The organism is Streptomyces sp. NPDC093065 (assembly GCF_044754585.1).
Lineage (GTDB): Bacteria > Actinomycetota > Actinomycetes > Streptomycetales > Streptomycetaceae > Streptomyces.
Map to the genome: position 1 here is coordinate 380905 of NZ_JBIVPJ010000004.1, position 16199 is coordinate 397103.

16 protein-coding genes are annotated in these 16199 nt (G+C 73.3%); 7 read left to right on the top strand and 9 right to left on the bottom strand.

Features of this window, described 5'->3' with window-relative positions; translation table 11 throughout:
* Positions 1-84: 84 nt before the first annotated feature.
* Positions 85-558, bottom strand: coding sequence for an ATP-binding protein (locus ACIQFU_RS10220; protein ID WP_402550414.1), 474 nt, complete (start codon positions 556-558; stop codon positions 85-87).
* A 104-nt stretch (positions 559-662) separates the two neighbouring features.
* Positions 663-1400 (bottom strand): SAM-dependent methyltransferase, encoded by a 738-nt coding sequence (locus ACIQFU_RS10225; RefSeq protein WP_402550415.1) that lies wholly within the window; start codon positions 1398-1400, stop codon positions 663-665.
* Positions 1401-1608: 208 nt separating this feature from the next.
* Between ACIQFU_RS10225 and ACIQFU_RS10230 the strand changes: the two genes are divergently transcribed.
* Complete coding sequence (locus ACIQFU_RS10230; RefSeq protein WP_402550416.1) at positions 1609-2805, top strand: cytochrome P450; 1197 nt, start codon at positions 1609-1611, stop codon at positions 2803-2805.
* Positions 2806-2844: 39 nt separating this feature from the next.
* Here the strand turns inward: ACIQFU_RS10230 and pgm are convergent, their stop codons facing one another.
* Positions 2845-4485, bottom strand: coding sequence for a phosphoglucomutase (alpha-D-glucose-1,6-bisphosphate-dependent) (gene pgm, locus ACIQFU_RS10235; protein WP_402550417.1), 1641 nt, complete (start codon positions 4483-4485; stop codon positions 2845-2847).
* 99 nt (positions 4486-4584) lie between these two features.
* Entirely contained in the window at positions 4585-5013 is a 429-nt protein-coding gene (locus ACIQFU_RS10240) for a hypothetical protein (protein ID WP_402550418.1), read from the bottom strand.
* Between the two features lie 117 nt (positions 5014-5130).
* On the opposite strand from ACIQFU_RS10240, the gene ACIQFU_RS10245 reads away from it, so the two are divergent.
* Positions 5131-5286, top strand: a complete 156-nt coding sequence (locus ACIQFU_RS10245) for a hypothetical protein (protein WP_402550419.1) — start codon at positions 5131-5133, stop codon at positions 5284-5286.
* A 60-nt stretch (positions 5287-5346) separates the two neighbouring features.
* Here ACIQFU_RS10245 and ACIQFU_RS10250 read toward each other — a convergent pair whose 3' ends face one another.
* Positions 5347-6285 carry a LysR substrate-binding domain-containing protein gene (locus ACIQFU_RS10250; protein ID WP_402550420.1) on the bottom strand — a complete coding sequence of 313 codons (939 nt, stop codon included), beginning with the start codon at positions 6283-6285 and terminating at the stop codon, positions 5347-5349.
* A gap of 94 nt (positions 6286-6379) precedes the next feature.
* Between ACIQFU_RS10250 and mdlC the strand changes: the two genes are divergently transcribed.
* The 3 genes from mdlC (at position 6380) to ACIQFU_RS10265 (ending at position 10833) form a co-directional block, all read left to right on the top strand.
* Positions 6380-7960: a benzoylformate decarboxylase gene (gene mdlC, locus ACIQFU_RS10255; protein ID WP_402550421.1), complete on the top strand. Its 1581-nt coding sequence runs from the start codon at positions 6380-6382 to the stop codon at positions 7958-7960.
* A gap of 56 nt (positions 7961-8016) precedes the next feature.
* Positions 8017-9471, top strand: a complete 1455-nt coding sequence (locus ACIQFU_RS10260; RefSeq protein WP_402550422.1) for a benzaldehyde dehydrogenase — start codon at positions 8017-8019, stop codon at positions 9469-9471.
* A 90-nt stretch (positions 9472-9561) separates the two neighbouring features.
* Positions 9562-10833 (top strand): MFS transporter, encoded by a 1272-nt coding sequence (locus ACIQFU_RS10265; RefSeq protein ID WP_402550423.1) that lies wholly within the window; start codon positions 9562-9564, stop codon positions 10831-10833.
* Between the two features lie 75 nt (positions 10834-10908).
* On the opposite strand, the gene ACIQFU_RS10270 is transcribed toward ACIQFU_RS10265, so the two are convergent.
* Both ACIQFU_RS10270 and ACIQFU_RS10275 read right to left on the bottom strand, forming a co-directional pair.
* Entirely contained in the window at positions 10909-11676 is a 768-nt protein-coding gene (locus ACIQFU_RS10270; RefSeq protein WP_402550424.1) for a PepSY domain-containing protein, read from the bottom strand.
* A gap of 89 nt (positions 11677-11765) precedes the next feature.
* Positions 11766-12752 (bottom strand): LysR substrate-binding domain-containing protein, encoded by a 987-nt coding sequence (locus ACIQFU_RS10275; RefSeq protein ID WP_402550425.1) that lies wholly within the window; start codon positions 12750-12752, stop codon positions 11766-11768.
* A gap of 215 nt (positions 12753-12967) precedes the next feature.
* On the opposite strand from ACIQFU_RS10275, the gene snpA reads away from it, so the two are divergent.
* Positions 12968-13645, top strand: coding sequence for a snapalysin (gene snpA / locus ACIQFU_RS10280; RefSeq protein WP_402550426.1), 678 nt, complete (start codon positions 12968-12970; stop codon positions 13643-13645).
* 73 nt (positions 13646-13718) lie between these two features.
* Here the strand turns inward: snpA and ACIQFU_RS10285 are convergent, their stop codons facing one another.
* The gene (locus ACIQFU_RS10285) at positions 13719-14411 is read right to left on the bottom strand and encodes an adenosylcobinamide amidohydrolase (RefSeq protein WP_402550427.1); all 693 of its coding nucleotides are present in this window, start codon (positions 14409-14411) and stop codon (positions 13719-13721) included.
* Positions 14412-14582: 171 nt separating this feature from the next.
* On the opposite strand from ACIQFU_RS10285, the gene ACIQFU_RS10290 reads away from it, so the two are divergent.
* A complete protein-coding gene (locus ACIQFU_RS10290; protein WP_402550428.1) occupies positions 14583-14933 on the top strand; it encodes a hypothetical protein in 351 nt (116 codons plus the stop codon).
* A 31-nt stretch (positions 14934-14964) separates the two neighbouring features.
* Here the strand turns inward: ACIQFU_RS10290 and ACIQFU_RS10295 are convergent, their stop codons facing one another.
* Positions 14965-16161, bottom strand: coding sequence for a globin domain-containing protein (locus ACIQFU_RS10295; RefSeq protein ID WP_402550429.1), 1197 nt, complete (start codon positions 16159-16161; stop codon positions 14965-14967).
* Between the last annotated feature and the right edge of the window lie 38 nt (positions 16162-16199).

Here is a 16199-nt window from a genome sequence, read left to right on the forward strand (position 1 = left end):
GCGCGAACCGGCCGGAGGACGACGGCACCGCTGGGCGACGGCGGCGCCCCGGTCGGCGACGAGTGGCGTGTCTCCGCAGGCGGGTCAGGCCGAGCAGCCGAGGGCGGTCGCGCCCTGCAGGTCGTCGACGAGCCTCACCGCGGCCCGCATGCGCTTGCCGACCGGTTCCCTGTGCACCTCGAAGCTCTGGCAGACGGCCATGACGATCTCCAGCCCGTGCCGCCCGACACGGTCGGGGTCCGCGGGGTGGGGCACGGGCAGCACCGGCTCGCTGTCCCACACCGTGACCTCCACCCGGTCCTCGGCCAGCTCGAGATCGACGGTCGAGGGGCCGGGCGCGTACTTGCAGGCGTTCGTCAGCAGCTCGCTGACCACCAGTTGCACCACTTCCACCGCGCGCTCGGACACCCTGGCCCCCTGCGCCGCCCGCACGCGTGCCAGAAACAGCCGGGCCAGCTCCCGCCCCCGGGCGATGTCGCCGGGAATGCCCTCGTACTCTGCCGAAACCTTCACCGGCTCGTCCCTCCGCCGGTCCCCGATGCGGGCAGCCCCGTCCATCCGATCCGCCCTCTTCCTGAGCCTTGACCGTTTACGCCAGCCCGTCTACCCCCGAATCCGGCAAACATCACCCGCCTCTGCACGGGCCCTGCGTGACAGTGGCGTCAGCCGTCCGTCGGGCGCAGGACCAGGCAGAGGAAGCCGAAGGACTCCCGGTAGCCCCGCACCCACCCGTCGCGGTGGGCGGTGGCCGTCCCGAGCGCCTGCGCGCGGTCGGGGCCGGCGGGGTGGTCCAGGGCCCACGCGGCCAGTGTCCCGGTCCAGGACCACTCGTAGTCGTCGAGTTCCCGGCGGGTGCTGATGTGCCCGCCGACGGGCGTCCAGCCGTCCGCGACGACCCGGTCGAGGGTGGTCGGCAGGTCGGCGAGGTCACCGAGCATCCCGACCGCCTCGGGGGACGGATCGCGTTCCCAGAACCCTTCACCGACCAGGACGCGTCCCCCGGGCGCCAGGTGCTCGCGTGCGGCGGCGAGGGTGGCGGGCAGGCCGCCGAAGGCGTGGGTGGAGCCGACGCACAGGACCAGGTCGAAGGGGTGCGGGGCGGTGAAGCCGGCGGCGTCCCGACGGTGCAGGGTGAGCCGGTCCGCCACCCCGAGCCGCGCAGCCGCCGCGCGGGCGTGGTCGAGGGCGCTCCCGGAGAGGTCGACTCCCTCGGCCGTGAGACGCGGATGCCCGACGAGGGCGCGCAGGAGCCATTCCCCGCCACCGCAGCCCAGGTCGAGCAGGCGGGCGCCGTCGCCGGGGACCGCCCGGGTCAGGAGCCGGCGTACGGACTCGTCGTCGAGCGGGGCCGCGATCGGGTGGTCGGCATGGGCGAGGCGGGAGATCTGGTCACGTTCCACCGGCGGAGCCTCGCACGGCCGTCCGGACGGACGCACCCCATTTCCAGGACCGCCGACTCGTTTCCGGGAGTGCCGACCCGGCCGTTTCGAGGCTGCCGACTCGGCCGTTTCGGGGCTGGTCGGCGCCGGGCGGGGTGGCCGATCCTGTTGACCACGTCGTCGAGCCGGGTGGCCAACGGGGCCGCTCGGCCGGAGTGGGGGTGGCCACGTGGAGCAGGACGGACAGGTCTGCGCGCGGAAGGCCGACCGGGGGCGGGCCCGGCCGGGGTGCCCGGTGGGCCGGGCGGCGGACGGGAGCTGGCAGGTGCACGATTTCGCCGTCGCGCGGGCGCTGCTGCGCGGCCCGGGCACCGTGCAGGCCGGTCTCGGCATCGAGACGGTGGAGAAGCTCCCGCCGCGCGTCCGCCGGCCCGTGCTCTACCGGGACGGCCCCGAGCACCGGGAGCACCGCAGGCAGACCGCCCGCTACTTCACGCCCCGCCGGGTGGACGAGCACTACCGCGAGCCGATGGTCCGGATCGCGGAGGAACAACTGGCCGCCCTGCGCTCGGCCGGCGAGGCCCCGCTGTCCGATCTCGCCTTCGGTCTGGCCGTCGGCGTGGTGAGCGAGGTCGTCGGGCTGCGGTACGGCAGGCCCGGCATCCGGCGCCGGCTGGAGCGGTTCTTCCCCCGGGAGTTCGGCGAGCCCGGACTGACCAGTGTCCGGGGCCTGTACTGGCTGGTGCGGCAGAACACCAACTGGCTCCGCATCCACCTGGCCGACGTGCGCCCCGCGATCCGCGCGCACCGCCGCCGTGAGCACGACGACCTGATCTCCCACCTGATCGCGGAGGGCTGCTCGGACGTCGAGATCCTCGGTGAGTGCCTGACGTTCGCGGCGGCGGGCATGGTCACCACGCGCGAGTTCGTGTGTCTGGCCGCCTGGCACCTCTTCTCGGACGCCGAGCTGCTCGACCGCTACCGGTCGGCGGACGAGGCGGGGCGCCTGGCCGTCCTCCGGGAACTGCTGCGGCTGGAGCCCGTCATCGGGCGGCTGCGCAGGCGGGCCACGGAGCCGGTGGAACTGCCCTGTCCCGGCGGTCCGGTGACGGTGCGCCCCGGCGAACACGTCGTGGTCCACCTGGACGACGCCAACAGCGACCCGAAGGCCGTGGGGGACGACCCACTGCTCGTCCGTCCCGAGCGGGCCGAGGTGGTCGGCGCGGGCCTCTCCTTCGGCGACGGCCCGCACCGGTGTCCCGGCGCGCACATCGCCCTGCTGGAGACCGATGTCTTCCTCAGCCGCCTGTTCGCCCTCGACGGCGTCCGGATGAGCGGGGCACCGCATGTGACGTTCCAGGAGGCGATCGGCGGCTACGAGATCCGGGACCTGACCGTGGCACTCCCCCGGACCGGCCGTGACTGACCGGTCCGGGGGCCGCGGTACGGCGCCTGCGGGACGGCGTCAGCCGCCCAGGGCGCCGAGGACGACGGTCCTGGCCTCGTCCTGCACCTGCCGGAGGTGGTCCGCGCCGCGGAACGACTCGCCGTAGATCTTGTAGACGTCCTCGGTGCCGGAGGGCCGGGCCGCGAACCAGGCGTTCTCGGTGGTCACCTTGATGCCGCCGATGGGGGCGCCGTTGCCCGGTGCCTCGGTGAGCACGGCGATGACCGGTTCCCCGGCGAGGGTGTCGGCGGTGACCTGGGCCGGGGACAGCTTGGCCAGGCGGGCCTTCTCCTCGCGGGTGGCGGGGGCGTCGATGCGGGCGTAGGCGGGTTCGCCGAAGCGGGCGGTGAGCGCGGCGTAGTGCTCCGAGGGCGTCTTGCCGGTGACGGCGGTGATCTCGGAGGCCAGCAGCGCGAGGATGATGCCGTCCTTGTCGGTGGTCCACACGGAGCCGTCCCGGCGCAGGAAGGACGCCCCGGCGGATTCCTCGCCGCCGAAGCCGAGGGAGCCGTCGACCAGGCCGTCCACGAACCACTTGAAGCCCACGGGGACTTCGACCAGCCGCCGGCCGAGGTCGGCGGCGACCCGGTCGATCATGCCGGAGGACACCAGCGTCTTGCCGACGCCCGCGTCGGCCGGCCAGTCGGCGCGGTGGGCGTACAGGTAGGCGATGGCGGTGGCGAGGTAGTGGTTGGGGTTCATCAGTCCGCCGTCGGGGGTGACGATGCCGTGCCGGTCGGCGTCGGCGTCGTTGCCCGTGGCGATGGTGAAGCGGTCGCGCTGCTCGATGAGGGAGGCCATGGCGTGCGGCGACGAGCAGTCCATGCGGATCTTGCCGTCCCAGTCGAGCGTCATGAACCGCCAGGTCGGGTCGGCGAGCGGGTTGACCACCGTCAGGTCCAGGCGGTGCTGCTCGGCGATCCGGCCCCAGTACGCGACGGAGGCGCCGCCGAGCGGGTCCGCGCCGATGCGCACGCCGGCCGAGCGGATCGCGTCGAGGTCGAGGACGCTCGGCAGGTCGCGGACGTAGGCGTCGAGGAAGTCGTAGCGGCCGGTCCCCGGCGCGGCGAGCGCCTGGGCGTAGGGGACACGGCGTACGTCCTTCAGTCCCGCCGTGATGATCTCGTTGGCCCGGTCCTGGATCCAGGAAGTGGCCTCGGAGCCGGCGGGGCCGCCGTGCGGCGGGTTGTACTTGAAGCCGCCGTCGGCGGGCGGGTTGTGCGAGGGGGTGACGACCACGCCGTCGGCCGGGCCCGAGGCGCGGCCCCGGTTGTGGGTGAGGATGGCGTGGGAGACCGCCGGGGTGGGGGTGTAGCCGTCCGCGTCGTCGATGAGGACGGTCACGTCGTTGGCGGCGAACACCTCCAGTGCGGTGACCCTCGCGGGCTCGGACAGGGCGTGGGTGTCGGCGCCCAGGAAGAGCGGGCCGTCGGTGCCTTGCGCGGAGCGGTACTCGCAGATGGCCTGGCTGGTGGCGGCGATGTGGTCCTCGTTGAACGCCGCCGCCAGGGACGAACCCCGGTGCCCCGACGTCCCGAAGGCCACGCGCTGCCCCGGCTCGGCCGGGTCCGGGTGCAGGGCGTAGTACGCCGTCACCAGCCGGGCCACGTCGATCAGGTCTTCGGGGCCGGCCGGCTTTCCGGCTCGCTCGTGCTGCATGCGCCCACTCCTCCGCGTCGGTCGGGACTTCGCTCGCGGGTCCCATCTTCCCCCGTCCGGGCGGGGACAGCGCAGTGGCGCGGTGCGTTCCGGCCGGTGTCAGATCCGGCCGCCGGTGAGACGGGTGAGGGGGCCCTGCGTCTGCCGTCCGGCGCGGCGGCCCACCGCGTACGACGCGGCGCTCACGGCGGTGAGGCCGGCGCCCACGCCGGCGGCGACGAGCCTGCGGTGGGCGATGACCGTCCACGCCGTCTTCGCCGTGGCCGCGACCTGCCCCGAGGCGGTGACGACGGCCTGCCGGCCGGCCGCGACGCCCTTGGCCGCCGTCTGGACGGCTCCGTTCGCGGCATCGGCGGAGCGCTGGGCTCCGGCCTTGGCGGCCGACGCGGCGTCAGCCGCCTTGGCGGTGGCGGCCTGTCCCGCCCGTGAGGCGGGCGCGGTGGCCTTCTCGGCGGCGCCCCGTGCCTTGGCCTCGGCGGTCCGCGTGCCGGCGGGCTTCTTGTTCGTGTCCTTGTTCGGATCGCTCATGGACACCGCCTTGCCCGTCACCGAGTCGGCAAACGCGGACGTCCCGCACGGGTGGGAGGCGGCGCCCTCGACGGAGCCTTCGCTGCCCCCAACTCCTCTGAATGCGTTCGGCGTTGCGTGACCACCGCCCAGCAGGCCGACGACCGGATCCGCCAACTGCACCCGGGCATCGGCGACTACGCGCTCACCGACCGCCGGTTCCCGGGCCTCGCGGTGCGCCGGCTCGCCGACGACCACGGCATCCGGTGTTCCTCCGCACCGGCACCGTCCTGAAGCACGCTTCCCGGCCCCGGCGAGCCGGTGGCGCCGACGCTGCTCACCGGCCGGTGGCACTCACGTGACCGCCGCGGTCGGCGGCAGTTGGGCCGGGCTCACCTGCTCGCCCAGCACCTCGGCCATGAACTGCACGAGCCAGCGCTGCGCCGGGCTGCGCGAGGACTCGTGCCGCGCGTACAGGGCGATCTCGATGGGCTCGGTCTCGAACGGCAGGCGCACCAGCCGCACCCGGTGGGAGGCGGTGAAGACCTCGCCGACGTACTCGGGGACGATGGCCACCAGGTCGGTCTGTTCCAGCAGATAGGGCAGCATCGAGAAGCGGGTGGCGTCCACGGCCACCCGTTCGAGCAGCCCGTGGGCGCCGAGCAGGGCCCTGGGCGTGACGTGACCGCTCGGGCCGAACACCGTCGCGTGGTGCTCCGCCGCCAGGTCCCCGGCCGTGACCGCGTCGCCCCGCACGCGCGGATGGTCCGCGGCGACCATGAGGACGTAGCGCTCGCGGAAGAGCGGGATGCGCACGGTCAGGTGCGAGGTGATCACCGGGGTGGCCACGAACACGTCGAGGTCGCCGCGGCGCAGCTGGCCCTCGGCGTCCTCCACGTCGAAGGGGCGGACGGTGAACGACACCCCGGGCGCCCGCTCGCGCGCCGCGGCCACGAGCCTCGGCAGCAGCGTCGCCTCGCCGAGGTCGGACAGGGCGATGGTGAAACGGCCGGACATGGTCCCGTCGTCGAAGAGGTCGCCCTGGCGGACCGTCCCGTCGATCTCCGCCAGCGCGCGCTGGAGCGGCAGGTACAGCCGACGGGCGCCGGCGGTGGGGGTCAGCCCGCGTCCGTTGCGGCGGAACAGCTCGTCGTCGAAGTGCCGTCGCAGCTTGCCCAGGCTGTAGCTGACGGTGGGCTGGGTGACGTGGAGCGTCTCGGCGGTGGCCGTGACGCTGCCGGTCTCGTAGAGCAGCACGAAGACGCGGGCCAGGTTGAGATCGAAGGTCCCCATATCGAAAGACTCTATATCGGAGTGGCGAAACATCTATTGGTGCCCATGTCGCGGGGTGCCTAGCGTGTCCCGCGTCACTTCGAAAGGAATGTCCGTGCCATCCGTGCGTCGTGTCTCCCACGAGTTCCTGGAACGCCAGGGGCTCACCACCGTCTTCGGCAACCCGGGCTCCAACGAGCTGCCCTTCCTCGCCGGGCTGCCCGACGGCTTCCGCTACGTCCTCGGTCTGCACGAGGGCGCCGTCGTCGGCATGGCCGACGGGTACGCCCAGGCGACCGGCCGCCCGGTACTGGTCAACCTGCACGCCGCCTCCGGTTCCGGCAACGCGATGGGCGCCCTGACGAACGCAGTCGCCTCCCGTACGCCACTCGTGGTGGTCGCCGGGCAGCAGGTGCGGCCGGCCATCGGCCCCGAGGCCAACCTGGCCAGCGTCGACGCCCCGGCCCTGATGAAGCCGCTGGTCGGCTGGGCGGCGGAGCCCGCGTGTGCCGGGGACGTGCCGCGCGCGCTCGCCCAGGCCGTCTTCGAGGCGCGGCTCCAGCGGCGGCCCACGTATCTGTCGGTGCCGTACGACGACTGGGCGGCCGAGGTCGACGACAACGCCCTGGCCGTGCTCGACCGGCAGGTGTCGCGGGCTTCGGCGCCCGGCGGCGAGCAGCGCCGGTGGCTCGTGGAGCAGGTCGCCTCGGCCAGGCGCCCCGCGCTGGTGCTGGGCGGCGACATCGACTCCGCCGGCCGATTCGACGACGCCGTCCGGCTGGCCGAGCGGCTCGGCGGGCCCGTGTGGGCGGCGCCCTCGCAGTTCCGGCTGCCGTTCCCCAACCGGCATCCGCAGTTCCGGGGCGTGCTGCCCGCCGGGATCGCGCCGATCTCCGAGGCCTTCGAGGGCCACGACCTGGTGCTCGTGCTGGGCGCGCCGGTCTTCCGCTACCACGAGTACCTGCCCGGCCGGTACCTGCCCGAGGGCACCCGGCTGATCCAGGTGACCGAGGACGCCTCCGCCGCCGCGCGGGCGCCGATGGGCGAGGCGCTGGTCGCGGATCCGGGTGCCGTCATCGACGTACTCCTCGAGTCGCTGCCGGCGGCTTCCACCCGCACGGACTCCTACCGGTCCGTGCCCGAGCCGCTGACCGCCGAGGGGCCGGGGCTCCACCCCGAGCAGGTCTTCGCCGCGCTGCGCGACGAACTGCCCGGGGACACCGCGTACGTCGTCGAGTCGACCTCGACCAATGCGGCGTGGTGGCGCCAGATGGACCTGCGCCGCCAGGGCTCCTATTACTTCCCGGCGGCCGGCGGGCTCGGTTTCGGCCTGCCCGGCGCGGTCGGCGTCGCGATGGCGCAGCCCGACCGCCCGGTGGTCGGCGTGATCGGCGACGGCTCGGCCAACTACGGCATCACCGCCCTGTGGACGGCCGCGCAGCACCGGGTCCCGCTGACCGTCGTCCTGCTGCGCAACGGCACGTACGGGGCGCTGCGCTGGTTCGGCGGTCTGCTCGGTGTGCCGGACGCGCCGGGCCTCGACATCCCGGGCCTCGACTTCACCCGCGTCGCGGAGGGTTACGGCGTGCGGGCCCGGCACGTCGGCGGGGTCGCGGAACTGCGCGCCGCGCTCGCCGAGCGGCCGGACCACCCGCGGCTGATCCAGGTGGACACGGCCCTCACCACGCCTTCCTGAACCAACTCGAAACCGACCGATGATCCCGACCGATGATCCCGACGAGAGGGAAGACGATGACACTCCTGGACAGCGACGTCTGGGGCGGGAAGTTCTACAGCGACGGCTGGCAGGACTCCCCCACCGAGCAGCCGGTGACCGAGCCCGCCACCGGCGACCGCCTCGGCACGGTGGGCCTGGCCGCGGCCGAGGACGTGAGCCGCGCCGCCGCCCGGGCCGCCGAGGCCCAGCGCGAGTGGGCGGCGACCTCGCCCCAGCGGCGCGCCGCCGTGCTGCGGCGCGCGGGTGAGCTGTTCACCGAGCACGCCACCGAGATCGAGGACTGGCTGGTGCGCGAGGCCGGCTCGGTGCGGTCCAAGGCGGGCTTCGAGGCGGGGCTCGCGATCGGCGAGTGCTTCGAGTGCGCCGGGCTTCCCACGCATCCGCAGGGCGAGGTGCTCACCTCGGAGGACGCCCGCTGGTCGCTCGCCCGGCGCCGCCCCGCCGGTGTCGTCAGCGTGATAGCGCCCTTCAACTTCCCGCTCGTCCTCGGCCTGCGTTCGGTGGCCCCCGCGCTGGCGCTCGGCAACGCCGTGCTGCTCAAGCCCGACCCGCGCACCGCGGTGAGCGGCGGTGTGGTCATCGCCCGGATCTTCGAGGAGGCCGGGCTCCCGGCCGGTGTCCTGCACCTGCTGCCGGGCGACGGCGCGGTCGGCCGGGCGGTCGTGGAGGCGCCCGAGGTGCGGGTGATCTCGTTCACCGGTTCCACACCGGTCGGACGGGCGATCGGCGAGCAGGCCGGGCGGCTGCTGAAGCGGGCGCACCTGGAGCTGGGCGGCAACAACGCCCTGGTCGTACTGCCCGGCGCGGACGTGGCGAAGGCGGCCTCGGCGGGCGCGTTCGGCTCGTACCTGCACCAGGGGCAGATCTGCATGACGACGGGCCGGCACATCGTGCACGAGTCGCTGGTGGAGGAGTACACCGCCGCGCTCGCCGCGAAGGCCGAGGCCCTGCCGGTGGGCGACCCGGCGCGTCAGGACGTGGCGCTGGGTCCGATCATCGACCGCCGGCAGCTGGAGCGGGTGCACGGCATCGTCACCGACAGCGTCGCGGCGGGCGCGAAGGTCGTCGCGGGCGGCGAGATCGACGGCGCCGGCTACCGCGCCACCGTGCTGGCCGGCCTGACGACGGACATGCCGGCCTGGCGCGAGGAGATCTTCGGCCCGGTGGCGCCCGTCATCTCCTTCTCCTCGGCGGAGGAGGCCGCGCGGATCGTCAACGACTGCGAGTACGGGCTGTCGGTCGGCATCCTCGGCGACGTCGGCACGGCGATGAAGCTCGCCGACCGCATCGACTCCGGCAAGGTGCACATCAACGAGCAGACGGTCGGCGACGAGCCCAACGCCCCCTTCGGCGGGGTCAAGGCCTCCGGCACCGGCTCCCGGTTCGGCGGCGCCGCGGCCAACGTCGAGGCGTTCACCGAGACCCAGTGGCTCACGGTCCGCCCGGACATCGCCGACTACCCGTTCTGATCCCCCGGTCACCCGTACCGGGTACTTCCCGGCCGCCCCGGCCGGTCCGGCTCCGCTCACTCACACCCGTCCCCCGGGGGGAGAGTCATCATGGCTTCCACCACCACGTCCGGCGCACCCGCGCAGTCCGGACGCGCCGTCAGCGGCGCGTGGACGGTGATCCTGTGCTGGATCACCGTCCTGCTCGAGGGCTACGACCTCGTCGTCCTCGGCGCCATCATCCCCACCCTGCTCAAGACCCACCATCTCGGCATGACCGCGGGCGACGCGACCACCATCGCGACGCTCTCGCTCGTGGGCGTCGCCATCGGCGCGGTCTGCGTCGGCCCGCTGGCCGACCGGCTGGGCCGGCGTCGCCTGCTCATCGGCTCGGTCGTCCTCTTCTCGGTCCTGACCGTCGTGGTGCCGCTGGCGAACTCCGTCGCGATGTTCGCCGCGCTGCGCCTGCTCGCCGGTCTGGGCCTGGGCGCCTGCATGCCGGTCTCGCTGACGATGATGGCCGAGCACATGCCCGCCGGCCGCCGGGCGCGGGCCAGCACTCTCACCATGACCGGCTACCACACCGGCGCGGTGATCACCTCGCTGCTGGCCCTCCAGGTGACCGACAACTGGAAGATCCTCTTCTACCTGCTGGGCGTCGTCGGTCTGGTGATCGCCGCCGTCCAGTGGTTCAAGCTGCCGGAGTCGCAGGCCTTCGAGCGGGCCAGGCAGGACGGCGCGCGGCGGGTGCCGTTCACCGAGCTGCTCAAGCCGGCCTACCTGCGCGCGGGCATCGGCATCTGGGTCGCCTCGTTCATGGGTCTGCTGCTCGTCTACGGCCTCAACACCTGGCTGCCGAAGCTGATGAACGACGCCGGCTACCCCGTGCCGACGGCCGTGACCCAGCTGCTCGTGCTCAACGTCGGCGGCGTCGTCGGTCTGGTCCTCGGCGGGTTCGTCGCCGACCGGCGGGGCATCAAGGGCACCACGATGGTCTGGTTCGCGGTCTCGGTGCTCATGCTGGGGTGTCTGAGCATCAAGATGGAGAGCGACCTGCTGCTCAACGTCGTCGTCTTCTTCACCGGCGTGTTCGTCTTCTCGGCCATGGTGCTGGTCTACGCGTATGTGACGCACTTCTACCCGGCCTCCGTGCGCGGCACCGCGCTCGGCTCGGCGTCCGGGATCGGGCGGATTGGCTCGATCGTCGGCCCGTCGATCACCGGCGCGCTGGTCGCCTCGGGGGTCGGTCACCCGTGGGGCTTCTACTTCTTCGCCGCGGTGGCGGTCCTGGGCTTCCTGGCCGTGCTGACGCTGCCGCGCGGCGGCGGGAGCGAGCCGGCCGGGGCCGCAGTGCCCGCCGCGCCCGCCGCACCGGCCGGGTGACGCCCTGACGCCATGAGGAACGGGAGCAGCGGGCCGCGCGGCCCGCTGCTCCCGTCGGTGTCCGGGGGCCTGTTCTCAGTCGTTGTCGACGTCCTGGCTCAGCACCTTGCCGTTGGCCGCGTCGACGTCGACGGTGGTCTTGTTCCAGTTGGCCTTGTCGACCACGTCGACGCCCCAGACGACCTGCTGGTCGTCGTTGTCGCCGAGCTCGACGTGGGTGACGGTGCCCTTGGCCTTGTCGGTGGCCGCCTTGACCGCCTGCTGCGGCGTCTGCTTGGCCTTGTCCAGCCACTCGGTGATCTGGGTCTTGTCGTCGGGGTCCTGGTCCGGGTCGACCATGGTGCGGAAGACCTTGCCGTTCACCGCGTCGATGTCGATGCGGTGCAGGGTGCCGTCGGACTGGGCGACCTTGGCCTCCCACTCCGGGGCGCCCTCACTGGGGGCGGGGTTGGGCATGCCGGGGCTCGCCGAACCGGTCGGGGAGCCGCTCGGCGACGCGGTGGCGTCGGCGTCCGTGCGCTTGAGTTCGAGGTCCACGAGCTTGCCCTCGGGGACCTCCTTGACGGCGGTGTCGGCTGCCTTGTCCCAGGTGACCTTCGCCGCGGAGACGAGGTCCTTACGCTCGGTCTGGTCCTCGTTCATCGAGGCCGACGGAGAGCCGGAGGGGGACTCGGACATCGAGTCGGTGGCGGACGGGGAGGGGGACTCGGTCTGGGCCGCCTCCGCGACGCTGGAACGGTTCGTATCGGCGTTCGTGCAGGCCGTCAGCATCAGTGCGGAGGCGCCCAGGGCGCCGATCACGGCAAGCGAACGCAAGGGGGGAAGTCGTCGTGCAGAGCTCATGATGCTGTCCGTAACCGGTTCGTCACGCAGACACACCGGCCCAGTATGAAAATCACTCTGCTGGCGGAGGGACTACGGCGACGGAGCCCTCAGCGGGCCCGCACGAACTCCACCCGGCCGGTTCCGGCGGCGGCCACCGGGCATGGGGGCAGTGTCCGGACCCCGCCCCCTTCCAGCCACTCCCGGTACGCGGTGGACTGACGGGCGACCTCCCAGTACGCGTCCTCCAGCGCGGGGAAGACGGCGTCCAGCTCGGCGCGGGTGCGGGCGGCCAGCAGCAGGCGTACGCCGAGGGGATCGCCGTACAGGCGCCGTACCGCCATGTCGGGGCGGGACTGGGAGCTGGGCTGGCAGACCGTGACGACCTCGCCGGTGGCGACGAGGGAGGCGGCGGTGTGGTAGTCGCCGTGCAGGACACGGGGGTTGAGTCCGACGGCGCGCAGCATGCGGTGCACGCCGTCCCATTCGCCGTCGACGGTGGGGTCGACCATCCACCGGTCCTCGGCGAGGTCGGCGAGCCGCACGACGGGCCGGACGGCCGCGGGGTGGTCGGCGGGCAGCATGACGAACTGCGGTTCGCGCTCGACCAGGACCCGCACCCGCAGACCTTCGGGGATGTGCAGGGCGCTGCCCTCGACCTCGTGCACGAAGGCGACGTCGAGCTGGCCGTCGGTGACCCGGCGCAGCAGCGCGTTGGCGGAGACGTCCATCTGCAGGGTGGGTTCCAGGCCCGGACGTCTGAGCCGGCGCAGCCAGCCGGCCAGGGCGCGGCTGGCGGTGGAGCCGACCCGCAGCCTGCTGTCGCCGCCGGCCGCGGCGGCCCGGGCCTCGCGGACCAGGGTGCTCATGTCGGCCAGCAGCGGACGGGCCCGGCCGAGCACGGTGCGGCCGAGCGGGGTGGGACGGCAGCCGGTGCGTTCCCGGACGAACAGGGGGCCGCCCAGGGTCTGTTCGATGCGGGCCAACTGGGTGCTCAACGTGGGTTGCGCGACGCCCAGTTGGCGCGCCGCCCGGTGCAGGCTGCCGGCGTCGGCGATGGCGCACAGCGCGCGTAGGTGCCTCACCTCGAGCTCCATGCAGGGAGCGTAGGGCGGAACAGTTGGTTGCGCCAGGTGAACAAAAGGCGGCGGATCAGGGCGAGTTCTGCACTCTGGTCAAAGCCGCAACGAGTGACCGGACGGTGGGTGATAGCCCGGTCCTATCACCGGTTGCCATCATCACAGCGGGCTCACGGGCGCTCCACACTCAGCGGTGACGACTTCTCCCCACTCCCCCACACAAGGAGTCATCGATGCGTGTCAACCTGCCCCTGCTGTCCACCGCGGTCGGTCTCGGCCTGACGGCCGCCGTACTCACCGGCCCGGCCGCGACGGCCGCCACCCCCCAGGAGCCGGTCCGGGCCCAGCTCGGCTACGAGCCCTCGGCGGGCTCCGGCGAGGACGCCGCCGCCAACCGGGCGTTCTTCGAGGCGGTCGTCAAGTCCGTCGCCGAGAAGCGCGCCGCCAATCCGACGTCGGCGGCGGCCGTCACCGTCTACTACAGCACCACCAACGCGCCCAGCTTCCGCTCCCAGATAGCCGGCTCCGCGCAGATCTGGAACAGCTCGGTGTCCAACGTGCGTCTCGCGGAGTCCAGTTCGGGAGCGGACTTCGCGTACTACGAGGGCAACGACTCGCGCGGTTCGTACGCCTCCACCAACGGGCACGGCAGTGGCTACATCTTCCTCGACTACCAGCAGAACCAGCAGTACGACTCGACCCGGGTGACCGCCCACGAGACCGGTCACGTGCTCGGTCTGCCCGACCACTACTCCGGACCGTGCAGCGAACTGATGTCGGGCGGCGGCCCCGGCCCGTCCTGCACCAACCCCTACCCGAACTCCGCCGAGCGCAGCCGGGTGAACCAGCTGTGGGCCAACGGCTTCCAGGCGGCCCTGGACAAGGCGCTGGAGAAGGCCTCCCAGCACTGACCCCGGTGACGGACAGCCGTGCGGGCGGCCCGGCCGGGCCGCCCGCACGCACGTGTGCCCGCGCCCGTTCCCGTCAGGGGTGCGCGGCGGCGGGAAGCGCCGCGCCCACGGCCCGGTGGACGGCCCGGGCGAGCCGGGCACCCCACTCGGAGCGGGGGCCCGCGAAGGCGTGCGTCTCGGCACCGCCGGCCGGGGCCCTGGCGGCGACGCACACCGCGTCGGTCGGGGTGCCGGAGCAGTCGAGACCGGCGTCGAGCAGCGCCTGGACCTTGGCCTCGGTCGCCGTCATCACCGCGTTGACGAGGGCGGCGTCGCTCAGCGCCACGGGCAGCGCGGCGACGATGTTGACCGTGCCGGGCGGGGAGGGCGGGGCGGCGCCCTCCCCGGGCACGGCCGCCCAGCCGCGCACCGAGATGCCCGCGGTCGCCACGGCCTCCGCCCCGCCGTCCCGCGCACGGCCGAAGGCGGACACGTCGGCGGCCGTCATCAGGCCCACGCCGGGCCCGCGGGCACCGGCGGCACGAGCCAGGTCCGCCAGGTGCCGTGCCGGGTCGGTACGCCGGTAGCCGTGGGAGACCTGGGCGTTGAGCACCCACCCGCGCTCGGCGAGCCCGCCGCCCAGTACCGCGCTGCTGACCATCCGCCAGCCGGGCCCGGGGCGCCACAGCAGGGCGTGCAGCCGCTCGCCGTCCTCCACGCGCGTCAGGTGTTCCGGGTCCAGCAGGCGGGCGGCCGCGGCGCGGGGCGGAGGCAGGAGGGCGGGCACGGGTCGGGGGCTCCCAGCGGTGATCGGAGAGGGGCGAAGACGGACCGGCCGATCGTACTCGGCGCCGGTGTCCCGGCGGCCGGCCGGTCGTCGCGGGGCGCATTGCGGACCCGGGCCCGGGCACCTTCACTGAACACAACTTCGCCACCAGGCGACGGATCGGAGGCCGCGATGCTGTCCCACACCCTGGAGCATGGGGTCCTGGTCATCACGGTGGACCAGGACCCGGGGATCGACGGGCGGGCCACGCTGACCACGCACATCACCAACCTGGTCGACGCCCATCAGCCGACGCCCGTCGTCATCGTGCTGACCGAGCGGGCCTCCGGTCACGCAGCGGTCAGTGCGGTGCTCCGGGCCCATCAGTGGTGCGGGCGGCTCGGTGTCCTGATGTCCGTCGTGACCCACAGCGCACCGGTCCGGCGGCTGCTGGAGGACAACGCCGACACCTCGGGTCCCCGCCTGGTCGTGCACGCCCGCGTGGACACGGCGATCAGCACCGCGTTCACCGCTGCGGCCTAACGCCCGCGGGAGAGTTCCACGGCGGCCGCCACTACTGCTGCCCGAGCCAGAGGTCGGGGCCGAAGACCTCGTAGTGGACGGCCTCCGCGGGCACCCCGCGGCGCAGCAGGTCGCCGCGGACGGCGCGCATGAAGGGCACCGGCCCGCACAGGTAGACCGTGAGGTTCTCGGGCAGGTCGATGCCGCTGAGGTCGGCGCGGCCGGTGGCCGCCTCCGGTGCCCGGTCGCCGGGCTCCTCGTACCACAGGTGGAGCCGGGCGTCGGGCAGCGCACGCACCAGGTCGAGCTGCTCCTGCCGGTGGGCGTGGTCGTCCGGGGTGCGGTCGGCGTGCACGACGGTCACCGGGCGGGTGACGCCGGCGGCGGCCAGGTGGTCGAGCATCGAGAGGATCGGCGTGACGCCGATGCCGGCGGAGGCCAGCAGCAGCGGGCCGTCGTGCTCCGCCAGGGCCAGGTCGCCGGCCGGCAGCGACACCCTGAGCACGTCGCCCTTGCGGGCGTTCGCGTAGAGCCAGGAGGAGACCTCGCCGTCCGGCTGTCCGTCGCCGCGGACGCGCTTGACGGTGATGCGCCAGTCGGACCGGCCGGGCGCCGCGGACAGGCTGTACTGGCGGATCTGGTGGGCGCCGTCGGGCAGTTCGACCTGGACGCTGACGTACTGGCCCGGCCGGAACGGTACGACGGGACGGTCGTCGGCCGACGCCAGAACCAGGGAGACCGCGTCGGCGCTCTCCTCGACCCGGTCCACGATCTCCATGGACCGCCAGACGTCTCCGTCCGCGACGCCCTTCTCGGCGTAGAGGCGGGCCTCCAGGGCGATGAGCGCGTTGGCCATCAGCCAGTAGACCTCGTCCCAGGCCCGGGCCACCTCGGGGGTGACGGCGTCGCCGAGCACGTCGACGATGGCTGCCATGAGGTGCCGGTGGACGACGGTGTACTGGTCTGAGGTGATGCCGAGCGAGGCGTGCTTGTGCGATATGCGCGAGAGCATCACGTCGGCACGCTCGTCCGGGTTCTCCAGCAGCATGCCGGCGAACGCCGCGACCGAACCGGCCAGGGCCCGCTGCTGCTCGCCGCTGGCCTGGTTCCCGCGGTTGAACAGGTCCCGCAGCAGCTCGGGGTGGGCGGCGAACATCTTGCGGTAGAACAGGTCGGCAATGTCACCGATGGCCGCTCCGACGGCGGGAAGGGTGGCTCGGACCACGGGAACGGACTGTTCGGAGAGCACAGCGACTCCTTAATTGGTAGATGATATTCGTGTTTTGG